We start from the raw sequence: 15,058 nt of genomic DNA, 5'->3' as shown, positions 1-15,058 counted from the left end.
AAATTGTTATATTTTGGCTTATATATTTCTAAGAATTGCATAGAACCAAATTAGTATAACTTAAAAAAATTAAATTTTATGGGTACATTCTTGATTTCTAAAAGAAAAAACGACGAGTTTCAGTTTGTATTAAAAGCAGGAAACGGAGAAGTTATCTTGAGTAGCGAAGGGTATTCAAGTAAAGCAAATTGCACAAACGGCATCGAATCGGTGAGGAAAAATTCTCAAGACGATTCAAAGTTTGAAAAAAAGGAGGCTTCAAACGGAAAGGCTTACTTCAATCTAAAAGCTACTAACGGACAGATTATTGGCTCGAGCCAGATGTATGCTTCGACTTCCGGACGTGATAACGGAATTGAATCGGTAAAGAAGAATGCTCCCGATGCAGATGTAAAAGAAGATTTATAAAATAAAAAAGCTCCGATTTCGGAGCTTTTTTATTATTTGCCATCCCTGTCAATAACAGGTCTTTCTTTTCGGTTTGCCAATTCCCAAGCTGTCACAAAAACAAGCTGAGCTCTTTTTTGGAGCAGGTCGTATTCGATCTTATCAGGCGTGTCTGTCGACTTATGATAATCAGCATGAACACCGTTGAAATAAAATAGTGACGGAATTCCGTTTTTCGCGAAGTTATAGTGATCCGAACGATAATAGATTCTTTCAGGATCGTTCCTGTCGTTGTATTTATAATCCAGCAATAGCTTAATATAGTCTTGATTTGCTTTTTCTGATATCTTATGAAGGTCGGTACTCAAGCGGTCTGAGCCTATGAGGTACACGTAATTTCCATTATCTTTATGTTTCTCATCTCGACGACCAATCATGTCAATGTTTAAATCAGCAATAGTATTTTTCAAAGGGAATAAAGGATGTTCAGCATAATATCTTGAACCGTGTAAGCCATGTTCCTCTCCAGTTACATGAAGAAAAAGGATAGAGCGTTTCGGACCGTGTCCGTCTTTTTTAGCCTGCATAAAAGCTTTGGCAATCTCTATCAAAGCTACTGTTCCTGAACCGTCATCGTCGGCACCATTATAAACTTCGCCGTTTTTCATTCCAACGTGGTCGTAATGGGCAGAAATAACCAAAATTTCATCTGGCTTTTCAGAGCCTTCAATAAAGGCCCAGATATTCTCTGAATCGTTTAATTTCGGACTGAAGGATTTTGACATAAACTCCGAAGGGACTTTTTGGTAAAAGTCAGTGGCACCTTTTGGGTAAGAAACGCCCATTTTTTCATATTGGTCGATAATATACTTTCCTGCCTTTTTTTGACCAGGCTCACCCGTATTGCGGCCTTCCATTTCATCGCTGGCAATTACATAAAGATTTGTTTTCAAATCTGCCGCCGATATCGAATCTATATATTTTGTAGGTTTTACTGTAGAACAGCTTACTAAAAAAAGCGAGAGCAAAAAGCCGGTTATAAGCGTTTTCTTCATTTTCAAATTTTTATAAATATAATAATTTTATTGGATGTGCCATATGCTATACATAAATAAGGCCAATGAAAATATGGATATCAAAAACATATTTATGAAAAACAAAATGAAGCTCTTTAATCGTGAAATAATTTTTTCTTCGCCAAAAAATCTGCTATGTGCTCTAAAAAAGTAAAAGAAGCAATATCCCAATGAGATAAAATTATAGATGCCTGAAAGGTCGTCTAAAAGAAAGAGATGCAAAATCCATTCGAAAAGCACGCCAATCGTGATCGTTAGTAAAAGAAATGAAAAGTAGTGGAGCGTAAACACACCGCTATCAAAATAATATCGCTTTTTTTTGTCGTGCAAAAGCCAAAGGAAAAAAGCAAAAATCGGCATGTATAAAAATAAGACTTTCGGAAGCGTATGGAAAAAGGACTCTATCACTTTTTTCATAAACTCCTTTTGATTTTTTTCTTGCTTGACTTTCAACAAGTTTTTATACATCCCATATTCAAGGTAGGACAATTTTTCGGTAGGTATATTTTCTAGGGAATCTAGTTCTTTGATGCTTTTTACAAATACATCATCCTTAATTCTGATGCCTCTATTTTCTTTTTTAGCTAGTGTGTCTTTTTTATCGTTTATGTTTATAAATTCTTTTTTTTCTTCGGTGTCGCCAAAAAAGGAAACATCTGGCAATAAAGTGGGAAGCAAAAACGTCACAAAGCTGATAAAAATGTACAGCTTAACAGGAGGTACAAATTTTTTCCTTTTGCCTTCCAGATATTCCTTTGTTAAGTAGCCCGGCTTGAATAAAAGATTCTTTATCGTTTTCCAAAAACTGCCGTCATAATGCGTCAAGTCTTCTACAAAATGGGTAAATAGATAATGAAAAGATTGTCGTGTCTCCGTATTTTCTTGTCCGCAATTGGGACAGTATTTATTTTCGACTACATAGCTACAGTTAAGGCAGGTCTTGTCTTCTCTTAGTTTTTGGTGTCCCATGGTAGGAAGATGTATGTTTTTAATGGATGCTAAAACTATAAAAAATCCAAAACATTTTTACATTTATTTAAGAAAATTCCAAAAAAAAGCAAGGCTTCAACACCAACTGGTACTAAAGCCTTGCACATGAATTACAAGCTACTCTAAATTAACGTGATTGCAATTCGTGTTATTTCAAAATCTATTTGGTTTATTATAGTTGCAACTTGTTTTCGCTATGGAATAAAGTAAAAAGCAACATCCAAATATAATTCGGATTATAAAGTTACGATATAATTCAATTTTGTTATTCTAAAACAATATTAAATTTCTCTTAAATCTTCACTATAGCTATGTTTTAATTAGTAAATTCAATAAAAAATAAACACCCTAAAATGCACGATATTTTTGAATGGGAAAGAGTCCTCATTAACAACCATCCGCTTGAATTTCTTTTCGAAGTAGTTTTCAGGTCTATCGTAATGTTCATCGTCCTGCTGATTACTTTGCGCTTTACCGGAAAAAGAGGCGTGAAACAGCTTTCTATTTTTGAAACCGTCATCATTATCGCTCTAGGCTCAGCCGCAGGAGATCCTATGTTTTATGAAGATGTGGGGCTCATTCCGGCTATCACCGTTTTTATTGTCATTATTTCAATGTATCGTTTTGTAACCATGCTGATCGGGAAATTTCAATGGTTTGAAAATCTGGTTGAAGGAAAAACAGAATGCCTAATCGAAGAGGGAAAATTCTCCATTTCTAGCTTTGAAAGAGAAGGCTTGGCACAAGACGAGTTCTTTTCGGAATTACGCCTGCGTTCTATAGAGCATCTCGGACAAGTGAAAAATGCCTATCTCGAGACTTCCGGTGAAGTCAGCGTTTTTTTCTATGATGATAAGGATGTAAAATACGGATTGCCTATCTTGCCGCAGTTATTCAACCAAAAGAATGTGGCCATACCCAAAGACGGTCTGTTTTCCTGCACGTTCTGTGCCCATACGCAAAAAGTAAAAGCAGGAAAAGCAAGTTGCCAAATCTGCCAAAAAACCGAATGGGTGGAAGCCATCAATACTTTACGTAAAGCATAAATATTAAAAATGATTTCTATAACGAATACCACTAACTACCAAGCAATAAGGGATATTGCTGCAAAAACTTGGCCAATAACTTACGGTCCTATTCTTTCTTCCGAACAAATCGACTATATGTTTGCCATGATGTATGATATCAATGCGCTGGAAAGCCAAGCCACTGCAAAAAAGCATCATTTTATTTTGGCAGAAGAAGACGGAATTCCATTAGGTTTCGCTTCCTATGAACTGAATTATAACGAAGAACCTAAGACCAAAATTCATAAGATCTACATCCTGCCCGAAACCCAGGGCAAAGGAATAGGAAAGAAGCTTATTGATTTCATAGCTGAGAAAGCCATAGCCAATCAAAATACTGCTCTTTCTTTAAACGTAAACCGTCATAACAATGCTTTCCAGTTTTATGTAAAGCTCGGATTCGAAAAAATAGGAGAAGAAGACATTGATATTGGGAATGGCTATTTGATGGAAGACTACATCATGGAAAAAAAAGCTATAGCTATTTAGGGTTTTATTGTGCAAATATTATGATATCAATAACATAGTGCCCATTTTATAAGGCGTAAATTTGAGTATGAACCAGCCAAAATACTCAATGTTATGATAGAACAGATTCACAATTTGCCTGACAATATGGTCGGTTTTCGTTCTAGCGGCGAAGCCACCCAAGACGATTTTAAGCTTGTAAATGTAAAGGTTTCGGAGCTTGTCCAAAAGACAGGCAAGCTGAATTATTTACTTTACTTAGAAAATTCTCCAGCCGATTTTACTTTCGGAGCCTGGATTCAAGATGCTTTGCTCGGAATCAAAAATATAACCAAATGGAACCGGGCCGCCATTATCTCCGATTCGGAAACGGTTGACAAATTCACTTCTTTTTTTAGCAAGATTATGCCAGGTGAATTCAAAGTTTTTCATAAAAACGATTTCGAGCGTGCTATCGACTGGACTTCAGAAAAAATTGACGTAGAAGAATAACCAACTAAATTAAATATTATGGGAGATTTTAAAAACCTAAGCAACGAAGACGCGATTTCAAAACTGAAAAAGCTGGCCGAAGACATACGAGTCTGCATGTTTTGTACCGATTTATCGCACAGTCCATTTTCGACACGCCCGATGAGCGTTCAGGAAGTCGACGAAGCAGGGAATATTTGGTTCCTTAGCGGTGCCGACAGCAATAAGAACTTCGAAATAAAACAAGACGAAAACGTGCAATTGCTTTTTGCAAAAAATTCAAGCTCTGAATACCTGAATATCTATGGAAAAGCTTTTATCTACAAAGACAAATCCACGATCGAAGACAAATGGAACCCGATTGCAAAAGCATGGTTTTCTAAAGGAAAGGACGATCCTAATGTTACCGTAATCCGCATACAGCCAGATTATGTCTATTATTGGGATACCAAAAGCGGTAAGATGGTCGCAATGCTAAAAACCGCAGTAGGAGCTATACTAGGAAAGCCATTAGATGACAGCATAGAAGGAAAACTTTCTGTCTAAGCACAATCCAGACAGCAAGAGTAAAAAGCTTCCAATCGGGAAGCTTTTTATTTTTAATATATTTAGGCTCATCTTCAACGTTTTATTGTAAATTTAGGTATTGTTTGCCCGCCAACACTAATGACAGTCTATGCAAGAAAAAACTACGAACTCTAAATTTTTTCAAAAATTACGCGGCCTGCCTCGTTGGGCAAGGCTTTCACTTAAAATAATGTCAGGAGTCTTTCTCTTTACGATTCTTGCTTATATCGGACTTGCTTTTTATGTTAATATGCATAAAAAAGAAATCTTAGCTTCCATCACCCAAAAAATCAATGAAAATATCAACGGGAAATTTACGGCCGAAAGTATGGAGCCTACTTTCCTGCAAGGATTTCCCCGTGTTTCCTTAAGAATAAAAAACGCCGTTTTAAAAGACAGCCTCTGGGCTTCCCACAAAAATACACTGCTGCAAGCCGAAGATTTTAATATTTCGATCAATGTGCTGGCTTTCCTCCGCGGAACACTGGAAATTAAAAAGATCGACATCAGCGATGCGACGATTCATTTATTCGTTGCAGAAAACGGCTATAGCAATTCGGCAATTTTCAAGTCGAAACAAGAAAATGAAGCTTCTGGCGAAAGCAGTTCTTTTGCCGAAATAAAAGCGTTTGAACTGCACAATGTAACCTTTATTTCAAACAATCTCAAGGGCAAAAAGCTTTTCAATTTCTCGATTGATGATCTCAAAGGCAGGCTTGATTATGATTCTGAGGGATGGAAAGCGGCTATAAAACTAGAGGCTTCGGCGCAAAGCCTTGCTTTTAATACCCAGCACGGCAGTTTTATCAAAGACAAAAAGCTCAACGGAAAACTTGATATCGCGTATAATGAAAAAGCCGAAACCATTGTCTTTGAGCCCAATGATTTAGAAATAGGCGACGATACCTTCAGCATTGGCGGAAAATTCAACATCGGCAAATCCAATTCTGATTTTTCGCTGCATATCAAAGCCGACAAAATTCTTTGGAAAAACGCTTCTAATTTACTTTCAAACAATATCAGCCGACAGCTCAACCGATTCGATTTGGAAAAGCCGATTGATGTGACCTGCAATATCGTAGGCGATTTGAATGCGGCTGGCGATCCGTTATTTTTAGTAAAAGCAGCGATTAAAAACAACCGACTTCACATTCCTGACGGGATTATAGATAAGTGCAGTTTTGATGGAGTTTTCACGAATGAATTTGTCAAAGGCAAAGGATTTGACGACCCGAATTCTGTTGTAAAACTGATGGATTTCAAAGGTGAGTATAAAGAAATTCCTTTTGTGATGGACTCAGCGATAATCAATGATTTTAGCAAGCCGATTGCCTCGGGCGTTTTTAAGTCTAAATTTCCGTTGGAGAAGCTAGGCAATGCTGTTGACAAGGAGCTGCTGGTGTTTTCCAAAGGCAATGCCGATGTAGAATTTCACTTCAAAGCTGATATTGTTGATTTTGAAATTACCAAGCCATTTGTTTCTGGATTGGTCAAGATTGAAGAAGGGGACATACGTTATGTGCCGAGAAATCTGTCCTTCAAAAACACCAACGTCGCCTTGAATTTTACAGAAAAAGATTTGTTTATTAGCAACATAAGACTACAAAGCGGCAGGAGCATTGTGAATATGGAAGGCAGTATTAAAAACTTCCTGAATCTCTATTACACAGAACCTGAAAAGCTGGTGCTCAACTGGAAAGTGACCAGTCCGCAATTGTATATGGGCGAATTTCTCGGGTTTTTAGGAAACCGTAAAACAAGACAGCCTATTCGGAGAACCCAAAAGAGTAATGTAAATGATAAACTGAATTTTCTTTTTGAGAAAAGCAACGTCGCCTTAACGGTTCAAATCGATAAGTTTTATTATAAAAAATTTACGGCGACCAACGCAAAGGCGGCTATCCTGCTGTCGGAATCAGGAATTACGATTCAGAATGCGGTAGTCAACCATGCCGGCGGACAAGTAACCCTTAACGGTTCGATAGAGCAGGGGAAAGCAAAGAATCATTTTTCGATGAAAGCAAATGTGGCGAATGTTGCCATTGAAAAATTCTTCTATGCGTTTAATGATTTTGATATGCAGTCTCTGACGTCGAAAAACCTGAAAGGCTATCTTACAGCCAATTCTTCTATTTCTGGAAATATCTCAAATGACGGCAATTTGGTAACGAATTCTATGAACGGAACGGTCGTATTTACACTTAGAAAAGGTGCCTTGATTGGTTTTGAGCCGATCAAAAGTGCCGGAAAATTTGCGTTTCCTTTTCGGGATTTGGACAATATCACGTTCAGCAATCTTAAAGGCGGCTTTGATATCAAAGGCGAAAAGATAACCATCGAGCCAATGCAGATCAATTCCAGCGTATTGAATATGGATATTGCGGGAGTCTATTCTTTCGGAAAAGGCACAAACATAGCGCTCGATGTGCCGCTTCGAAATCCTAAAAACGACAAAGACATCACCGATAAGGAAAAGTTGGAAGAACGAAGAAATAGAGGCATCGTACTGCACCTTTTGGCTTCTGATGGTGATGACGGAAAAATAAAAATCAGGCTCGTCAGCAAGAAAAAGCGAAATGAGGAGGTGAATTAATTCCTAGAAAGGATAGCCAATAGCCAAGTTAAATACTAAGTTTTCTTTTCTCCAGTCTGGACTTCCAAATTGCACTTTATCCAAGACCCAGCGTTCGCCCTCCGGTAGATAAGGCTTGCGCAAAGGGAAAGCCAAGTCCAATCGCAGTACTAAAAACGACAAATCGAATCGCAGACCCGCACCAGTACCTACTGCAAGCTCATCTAAGAATTTGCTTGAGAATCGCGCTCCGGCCTTATTTTCGTTGTCATTCATCAGCCATATATTTCCGGCATCGACAAAAACAGCACCATGCACGATGCTAAATAGCTTGGCGCGGTATTCGGTATTGAATTCTAGTTTTAAATCTCCTGATTGGTCCGGCAGGAAAGAACTTTCTTCTACATTCGGATTGTAAGTACCAGGTCCTATCGAACGTGCCCTAAAAGCCCTGATACTGTTGGTTCCTCCGATAAAAAACTGCTTGATAAAAGGCAATTCTTTGGAGTTTCCGTACGGAATTCCTACGCCCACGATAATTCGGCTGGCGAGTTGCGAATCTTTTCCGAGTTTTAGATAATGGCGGAATTCGTTTTCTAATTTTACGAACTGGCTAAAAGGCACTCCTAGAATTTGCTTTGGATTGTCTGCATCGCCGCCCATAATCAATCCGGTTGCCGTGGCAGAAAGATCGATGCTTCCTTTGTAGTAAAAAGTATTTGTCCTTCTTCTGCGCATCGTGTTCGTATACGTATAGGAATAGGTCGGACCAAAAATTAGCTGTTTGTCGATGACGCGCTGCAATGACGGATTTCCGGGTGTTTCATCGGTTCCGTCAATCTGTGCTTGGTATTCGGCGGAAACATTTCCGGAACTTACATAGGTGATTTCCGTCAGGTTTAATTGATGTTCTTTTCGGGCATTTTCTTTCCATAAATAGCCAAAAGAACCTTTAAAAGTATTCAGGGTATAGAGACGCTGTCTTTCCTGATGTTCGTAACCGATCAAGGCTCTGGTTTTAGGCACGAAGCCGCTACCGGATTTTAGCTGGAACGGAGCAATAAAACGCGGCCAGACAATACTTGCCTCGCCTCCAAAGCGGAACACATTATAGCCTTTGTTTTGCCCAGAAACTTGAACTTCCATACCGCCAAAGCCTGTAATCGTTAGCAATTCGGCGCCTTTAAACGTATTTCTGTTCAGCCAGTTGACATTTAGTTCGGTTCCGGTATAATTGGCAGAGTTTGTCTTTCCTAGCACTTCTACACGGATGGATTTTTTTGGAAGCGGCGTCAGGTAATAATAAGCATCCAGCGCATTTTCGACAGAATCGGAAACGCGGAATTCGTTTTTTACAAACTTAAAAGTTCCCAGATTGACCAAGCGGTTCAGGGAAAGATTATGGTCTGTACGGTTATATACATCGCCTTTTTTGAAATACAATGTCCTGTCATAGATTCGAGGATTGAATGTCTTGACGGTGTCGATGATGGTAAGGTCTTTATATTTTTCAGCAAAAGACTTGTCGTTGCTGATGCTGTCTGTTGTTATCGAATAGTTTGGATAAATATAGGTTTCGTTGATCGTATAGACTTTTTTAGCACGTTCTGGAGTCTCTTTTTTTACCTTGACAATCAGGTCGACTTCTTGCTTGCCAACCGTACTGTCAACCTGCACTAAGATAAAATCGGGATTGAAGAAATAATAGCCTTTTTCTTTGAGTCGGGTGTCAATACGCTCTCTTTCTTCCTTGATGACCTCTAGGCTGTAGGCATTGCCGACTTTTAAGCGGCTCCTGCGTTGTAGTCGGGCGATATTTTTTGACAGTTCGGAAGAGTCGGAAGGAAACGTAACGCTTTTTATCTTGTACTGTTTCCCCGGACGGACGATATATTCTGCAGTTACTTTTCGGTTACGGCTTCTTCCGGTCGAATCGGACTCGGTTCTTACCTTGAAATACCCATTATTTTCAGCATAATTTTGAAGAATGCTTTCGTTGTATTCTAAATCAACCTTGCTGAACAACACTGGCGGCTCTCCTACCTTATTGCGAAGCCAATAGCGGAATCCTTTGTCTTTTTTAGGCTCTCCTGCAATATTGTAAAAATATAATTTCGGGCGCAGTCCCAAAAAAGTCTTGTTAGGCAGCGGACGCAATAATGGCTCGAGTTCTTTTTCAAGATTTTTTCTTTCTTTTCGGGATAGGAGGGTGTCTTCTACTTTTACTTTCCCGCCTACATACAAAGCATCGCCTTCTGGAAGGTATTTCAAGTTGCTGCAGCCATACAAAAAAAGTAGGGCAAAAAAGAGCGTATATTTTACAGTATTAGTCATTGTCGATTTCTTTTTCTTCTTTTTCTTCGGCTAATTTTTCTTTCTCTTTTTGTTTTTCTCTTAGTTCTTTTTCGCGTTTTCTGGTTTCGCGGATCATTTTCTTTTCTTCTTCGGTCCTGTGGAAAAGCTCACGGAACTTGTTGTAATCCATCGTGATGATAAAGGCAACTCCGGTTTCAACAACTTGTCCTTGCAAGGCGACTTGGTATTGGTTTTTTCGGTAGGCGCGAACCATATACCTGCCGTCTTTTGTCAATTGGTAATCGGCCGAAATATCGCCTGCAATATTGGTCGTTTCTTCATTGGATTGTTGCGGCCCTTCGATGCCGAAACTGCTTCCTACGGTCACTTTAAGGCGGTCATTAAGCAATCGTTTTGATAATCCTACATTAAGATCGGTACGGTCTTCTCTGGTGCCGGTGGTGTAATCTTCTCTGGATTCTAGGTCAAAATCAAGTTCTACGCCTTGTACCAGATCGCTGGCAAGATTGTTTAGCTGTTGGGAAAGGATCTTGCTCACGCTTTGTCGTGCAATAGCTCCAGCATTGGTTCCTCCGGCTTCGCTGGCAAAAGGGTTTTCACCAATAAAACGGCCCAATAGCAGCAAAGCAAATACCTGCTTGTTTAATTCTCCTGGTTCTTGGCGCAGCTGTGCCAATTTTGTTTTGGAAGAAGAAATGATTTCTGTCGCGACGTTGTAATTGCCATCGGGCAATACGATGTCAAAACTAATCTCGGGCTTTAACAGCTCGCCGTTCATTTTTAATAATGTCTGGAACGGAATACGTTGTTTATAGGTGTTTCGGACAGCAGGTGAGGCGTTGCTCAACTGGGCATCTAATAAATCAATAGGCGCGGTTTCTATTTCATATACGGCGGTAATGTTGATATCGGCAGAAGTAGGCTCTCCGGTCCAAAGGATATAACTGCCCGCCTTGATGTCAAATTTTCTCTTGAGAAGGTTGAAGGTCATTTCATAAGCTCCTTCGCTAAATTCATACCTTCCTGTAAGCGTCGTCTTTCCTGATTCGTCGATTCCTCCAGTCAATTGGGCTTCTCCTTTTAGGTTCAGGTAGTCACCGTTTCCTTTGTCGATAATCATTGTCAGTTCGGCTTCTTTTACGATTTCTATGTTTACGGAAACGTCCATTCCCTTAAATTGTGTCTGGGTTATGGCGTCTGTCTGTGCGGTAAATCGCTGGTCGATCTGCACGGCATCTTGATCGATAAATTCTACGATGCCTTCCCGATCGGCAATAGAAGGGTCGGATTGTGGAAGGACGATGGTCAGGTCTGTGTCTTTGTTGATTTTGATTGTTCCGTCAACGACAGGCTTGTTCAGGTCGCCTTTTACGCTCAGTTTGGTATCAATGAACAAATCGCCATAGTAAAGGTCGTTGTCTTTTTCTTTAGAGTTTAGTGCCTTGAAGTTGTCGGCATTGACTGTAAGGTCAAAGCCATAGTCGGTATAATTGGTCGTTAGCACGCGTCCATCCACTACAAGCAGGTTGTCTTCTGAATCGGATATTGAAAAATCATCAAAGTTAATTCCTGAACTGGTGAACGTAATCTTATCGTTTATCGACTTAAATTTAGAAGCGAGCTGTTTTACCTTGAATCCGACTTCGTTGAACTGCAGTTCTCCAATCACGCTCGGCTGTTTGGTACTTCCGGTAATCTTGAAATCGCCAGACAGGAATCCTGTGCTTTCGGCAAGATTGCCCATCGTAAAGCCTTGGATGCTTTTTATGTTGAGCTTTTCGATATCCAGCGTCATGTCAAAAGTACTGTTGTCCGTTCTGTAGGTTCCGTCCAGATTTACTTGGTTGCCGTCGCCGCCCGTAATGGCAACTTGGGCATCTAATACATTGGCTGTCTCGTTGTTGACTTTCACGCTGATATTGCCGATGGTATCTTTTTTAAAGCTGAAATCTTCAATAGTCATATCGGCTGTAAACGTTGCTGTTTTAGAAAGGTTTTTCACAAGCACATTCCCGTTGATTCTTCCTCCGGCGAGCAATGTGTCTTTTTGTATGGCGCTCGTGATGGTTTCGATCTTAAAGTCTTTAAAATCGACATCTAGCGGCGCGTTCGGCGCTTCGGATTGCGACTGGATTTTTATCGAGCTTCCTTCGTTGCTTAATTCAAAATTAGAAGCGTAGATGCCTTTGTCTCCAAATTGGATGATGTTTTCTCTGTCAATGTCCCAAGGCTCGTAGTTTAAGATCAGTCCGTCAGGTTCTAAAGAAACCTGCAACGTTCCGTCGGTAGATTTTAGGCTTCCGGCCACAAGATAGTGGTCTTCGTCTTTTTTATTTCTTACCAGCAAGGTATAGTTGATCTTGTTGTCTCGTACTTCTCCAGAAATGCTGGTGTAGGGCAGGTTGATCTGCGAATTTTTGATATCGTCAATAACCAAGCTGTAAATCAAGGCATTTTCATCGGTCTCGATATCGAGCTGGCCGTTGGTGATGGTATTGGTTCCGTAGATTATTTTCGGAATCTTTCCGTTTACGGTAATGCTGTCGCCTTCGCTGTTGTATCTTCCGGTAATTTCAATAGGCGAAACGCTGGTGAGCTGCGGTATTAATTTTACTAAAATAGGATCGTCTTTAACGCCAATCTTTAGGTCAAACTGCTGTGGCTTGGTTGCTTTTTTAGGAGCTTTCGGATTGGTATCGTAATATTTTGCAATAGAGTTGGCCAGTGCTGTCGGCGCTTGGTCAATCTGGAATTTCCCTGCAAGCTGCGCATTTACGAACTGTGATTTCAGCCTGATGGTGTCGCTCGCAGCCGTTGAAATGGCTTCTACTTTTATCGAATCTAAAGCATAGGTTTCTTTAGCGTCGGCAATCAAGATATTGTGGATGCTGATGGTACCGTTTAAGAATTCTGGATTTGAGCTCGGGATATCGGCATAAACATCGCCTCGAATCTTCATAGGCCCGGCATGCAGGTTCAGCTTTTCTAAATCGGCAATATCGGTATTCAGTTTTAGTTTTACAGACGGGTATTTGTCTTTGAAATTTCCTTCGGCTTTTAAGGCAAAGGTGAGGTTGGCATCATTCATTCCGGCTGTGGCATTAAAGTTGCCGTTTTGGATGGCGCCTTTTAATTTTAGATTGCGATAGGCATAGCGGTTGAATTCGGCTTTGATTAAAGTACCGTCAATTGTGGCATTCGCTGTTTTTGGGTCCAAGCCCGTTCCTTTTACTTTTGCCTTCAGGCTCACTTTTCCTAGAGAATCATTCTTAAGCAGCTTGCCGATATCGAAATTGTCGATCGTGGCATCGGCTTGGTATTTTTCGTGATTTTTTCGTCTCTGGTCAAAAGAGGCTTTTACTTTTGCCTTTCCGAAACTGCTGGCGAGGTTCAGGTCGGTATTGAAATTATTGACGGCTCCTTTGAAAAAGCCGTTCAATGACAGCTGGGCCGGAAGCTGGATCGTTGCCGGAAGGGTTCCTTCGGTAACAAAGGTGTTGATGTCTTTTGAAGAAGTCTTGAATTCTCTGATTTTTAAGTCAAAATATGCTTTTTTGGCATCAGGCAGTCCGGTAATCCTGCCGCTGGCCGCAATGACTGTCGTGCCTATGCCGCTGATTTCGAGGTTCGGAATGACAAGGTCGCTGACTTTTCCGGATACTTCGCTGTTGATGTAGAGTATGGCTTCTGGATTGCTCTTGAACGGATTGGTATTTTCTAGATTCGGCACAAAAAGAAGGATGTCCTTGAAACCGATTCGGCTGTCTTCTAATGAGGCCGAGATACCGAGATCGCCAAGGTTATCAGCAATTGTAGCAAGATTGTCATAGGTAATATTGATTTCGTCTTTGACTAAAGTCTGCGGTGTTTTTAGATAGAGCTTTTTGAGGGAGGCTCTTTTTGAACCGTAGAAAAAATCGGTACGGAACGACTCGATGGCCACGCCGCTTTGGTCGTTCATCGTGAAGGCTTGGATGTTTCCCGAAATGGTATCGGCACTGTAGTAGAATTTCTCGCCTTGGAGTTGTACGTTTTCTAGGTTCAGATGTTTGTAATCGATTCCTTTTTTGGCTCTTGCCGCGTTTTCATCATCAAAGCGGAACGCAATGTTTTTTAAGGAAGTCTGGTCTAATTTTACTTTCCACTTTGGTCCCGAAGCCTTGAGCGAATCGGGCGCTTGAACGGTTATCTTTTTGTCAAGCTTTCCAAACGTGAGTCCGCCCTTGATACCGTCGATTTCAAAGTTTTTTAGGTCGATAAATTGTTTTTTTAGGTCGATTGAATTGAATTCTACTATTAGTTTTTTCAGGTTTAGGCCTGTATTCAGTTTTGTTCCGGCATTGTCGAAGCCGATGTTGATGTTGGTGAGGTTAATTGCTCCTAATTTTAAATTAAGTTCAGGACTGCGGACGGCTTCATCGGCTACTTCAACGGTATTCTGGGCGACTTCTTGAACAATTTCGCCTTGTTTCAGCATTACCGTGAAACCGTCGAGATTGATTTTTGGGACTTCGAAATCCATCTTGTCTAAATCAAATTTGGTAATCTTGGTATCGAAATGCTTGAGATAGGCGGTAAGATCGTTTTTGGAAATCTTGTCGTCGAAACGGACTTTGATTCGGTCGAGATTTATTTTTCGTATGGAGAATTTCATCGGCTCTGAATCTTCTGCTTTGGGTTCTTCGGAAGCAAAGGCCTTGATAATATAATCGAAATTAAAGACTGAGTCTTTGTCTCTTTTTATAGTCGTGGTAATTCCCTGCAGGTCGATCGAATTGACTTCGACTTCGTTGCTCAGCAATTTGAAAAGGCTGATGTCTACTTTTAATTTTTCTCCTGCCAGAAGCGTGTCGCCTTGCTGGCTTTCGAAATAAACGTCTTCTATAATTACTGTTTTGGGAAAACCGATCTCGATGTGTCCGATAGAAACGGGCGTCTTGATTTTTCCTTCGAGATAAGTCACGGCCTTGTCTTTGATAAGATTTTGGAAATAAGGAATCTGGATCAAAATTATAATCAATAAAAGCAAACCTAGGATGGAACCTAGGGTCCAAGCTGTAATTTTAAGCCCTTTCTTTACGTACTTATTCAATGGTGCAGGTTTTATATAAGACTAAATATAGGAATTTAAAAATGGTTTTTTG

General features: G+C 40.2%; 10 protein-coding genes. 6 read left to right on the top strand and 4 right to left on the bottom strand.

Features of this window, described 5'->3' with window-relative positions; translation table 11 throughout:
* The first annotated feature begins 78 nt into the window (after nucleotides 1–78).
* The gene (locus CLV94_RS00190; RefSeq protein WP_121374462.1) at nucleotides 79–408 is read left to right on the top strand and encodes a YegP family protein; all 330 of its coding nucleotides are present in this window, start codon (nucleotides 79–81) and stop codon (nucleotides 406–408) included.
* Between the two features lie 32 nt (nucleotides 409–440).
* Here the strand turns inward: CLV94_RS00190 and CLV94_RS00185 are convergent, their stop codons facing one another.
* Entirely contained in the window at nucleotides 441–1,442 is a 1,002-nt protein-coding gene (locus CLV94_RS00185; RefSeq protein WP_121374461.1) for a M28 family metallopeptidase, read from the bottom strand.
* Between the two features lie 27 nt (nucleotides 1,443–1,469).
* Nucleotides 1,470–2,432 carry a DUF3667 domain-containing protein gene (locus tag CLV94_RS00180; RefSeq protein WP_121374460.1) on the bottom strand — a complete coding sequence of 321 codons (963 nt, stop codon included), beginning with the start codon at nucleotides 2,430–2,432 and terminating at the stop codon, nucleotides 1,470–1,472.
* A 374-nt stretch (nucleotides 2,433–2,806) separates the two neighbouring features.
* Here CLV94_RS00180 and CLV94_RS00175 point away from each other — a divergent pair, with 374 nt between their 5' ends.
* The 5 genes from CLV94_RS00175 to CLV94_RS00155 all read left to right on the top strand — a co-directional run bounded on the left by CLV94_RS00175 (nucleotide 2,807) and on the right by CLV94_RS00155 (nucleotide 7,619).
* Nucleotides 2,807–3,499, top strand: coding sequence for a DUF421 domain-containing protein (locus tag CLV94_RS00175; RefSeq protein WP_121374459.1), 693 nt, complete (start codon nucleotides 2,807–2,809; stop codon nucleotides 3,497–3,499).
* Nucleotides 3,500–3,508: 9 nt separating this feature from the next.
* Nucleotides 3,509–4,009, top strand: coding sequence for a GNAT family N-acetyltransferase (locus CLV94_RS00170; protein WP_121374458.1), 501 nt, complete (start codon nucleotides 3,509–3,511; stop codon nucleotides 4,007–4,009).
* Between the two features lie 93 nt (nucleotides 4,010–4,102).
* Nucleotides 4,103–4,480 (top strand): SpoIIAA family protein, encoded by a 378-nt coding sequence (locus tag CLV94_RS00165; RefSeq protein WP_121374457.1) that lies wholly within the window; start codon nucleotides 4,103–4,105, stop codon nucleotides 4,478–4,480.
* An 18-nt stretch (nucleotides 4,481–4,498) separates the two neighbouring features.
* The gene (locus tag CLV94_RS00160; protein WP_121374456.1) at nucleotides 4,499–5,005 is read left to right on the top strand and encodes a pyridoxamine 5'-phosphate oxidase family protein; all 507 of its coding nucleotides are present in this window, start codon (nucleotides 4,499–4,501) and stop codon (nucleotides 5,003–5,005) included.
* 130 nt (nucleotides 5,006–5,135) lie between these two features.
* Nucleotides 5,136–7,619: an AsmA family protein gene (locus CLV94_RS00155; RefSeq protein WP_211331169.1), complete on the top strand. Its 2,484-nt coding sequence runs from the start codon at nucleotides 5,136–5,138 to the stop codon at nucleotides 7,617–7,619.
* 3 nt (nucleotides 7,620–7,622) lie between these two features.
* Here CLV94_RS00155 and tamL read toward each other — a convergent pair whose 3' ends face one another.
* Nucleotides 7,623–9,932, bottom strand: coding sequence for a translocation and assembly module lipoprotein TamL (gene tamL, locus CLV94_RS00150; RefSeq protein ID WP_121374455.1), 2,310 nt, complete (start codon nucleotides 9,930–9,932; stop codon nucleotides 7,623–7,625).
* The gene (locus CLV94_RS00145; protein WP_121374454.1) at nucleotides 9,925–15,006 is read right to left on the bottom strand and encodes a translocation/assembly module TamB domain-containing protein; all 5,082 of its coding nucleotides are present in this window, start codon (nucleotides 15,004–15,006) and stop codon (nucleotides 9,925–9,927) included. Before CLV94_RS00145 ends, tamL begins: the two co-directional genes overlap by 8 nt.
* Between the last annotated feature and the right edge of the window lie 52 nt (nucleotides 15,007–15,058).

This window comes from Flavobacterium endophyticum, assembly GCF_003634455.1.
In the GTDB taxonomy this organism is placed as follows: Bacteria; Bacteroidota; Bacteroidia; order Flavobacteriales; family Flavobacteriaceae; genus Flavobacterium; species Flavobacterium endophyticum.
The sequence above is the reverse complement of the archived record's forward strand: the minus strand, read 5'-3'. Positions and strand labels throughout refer to the sequence as shown.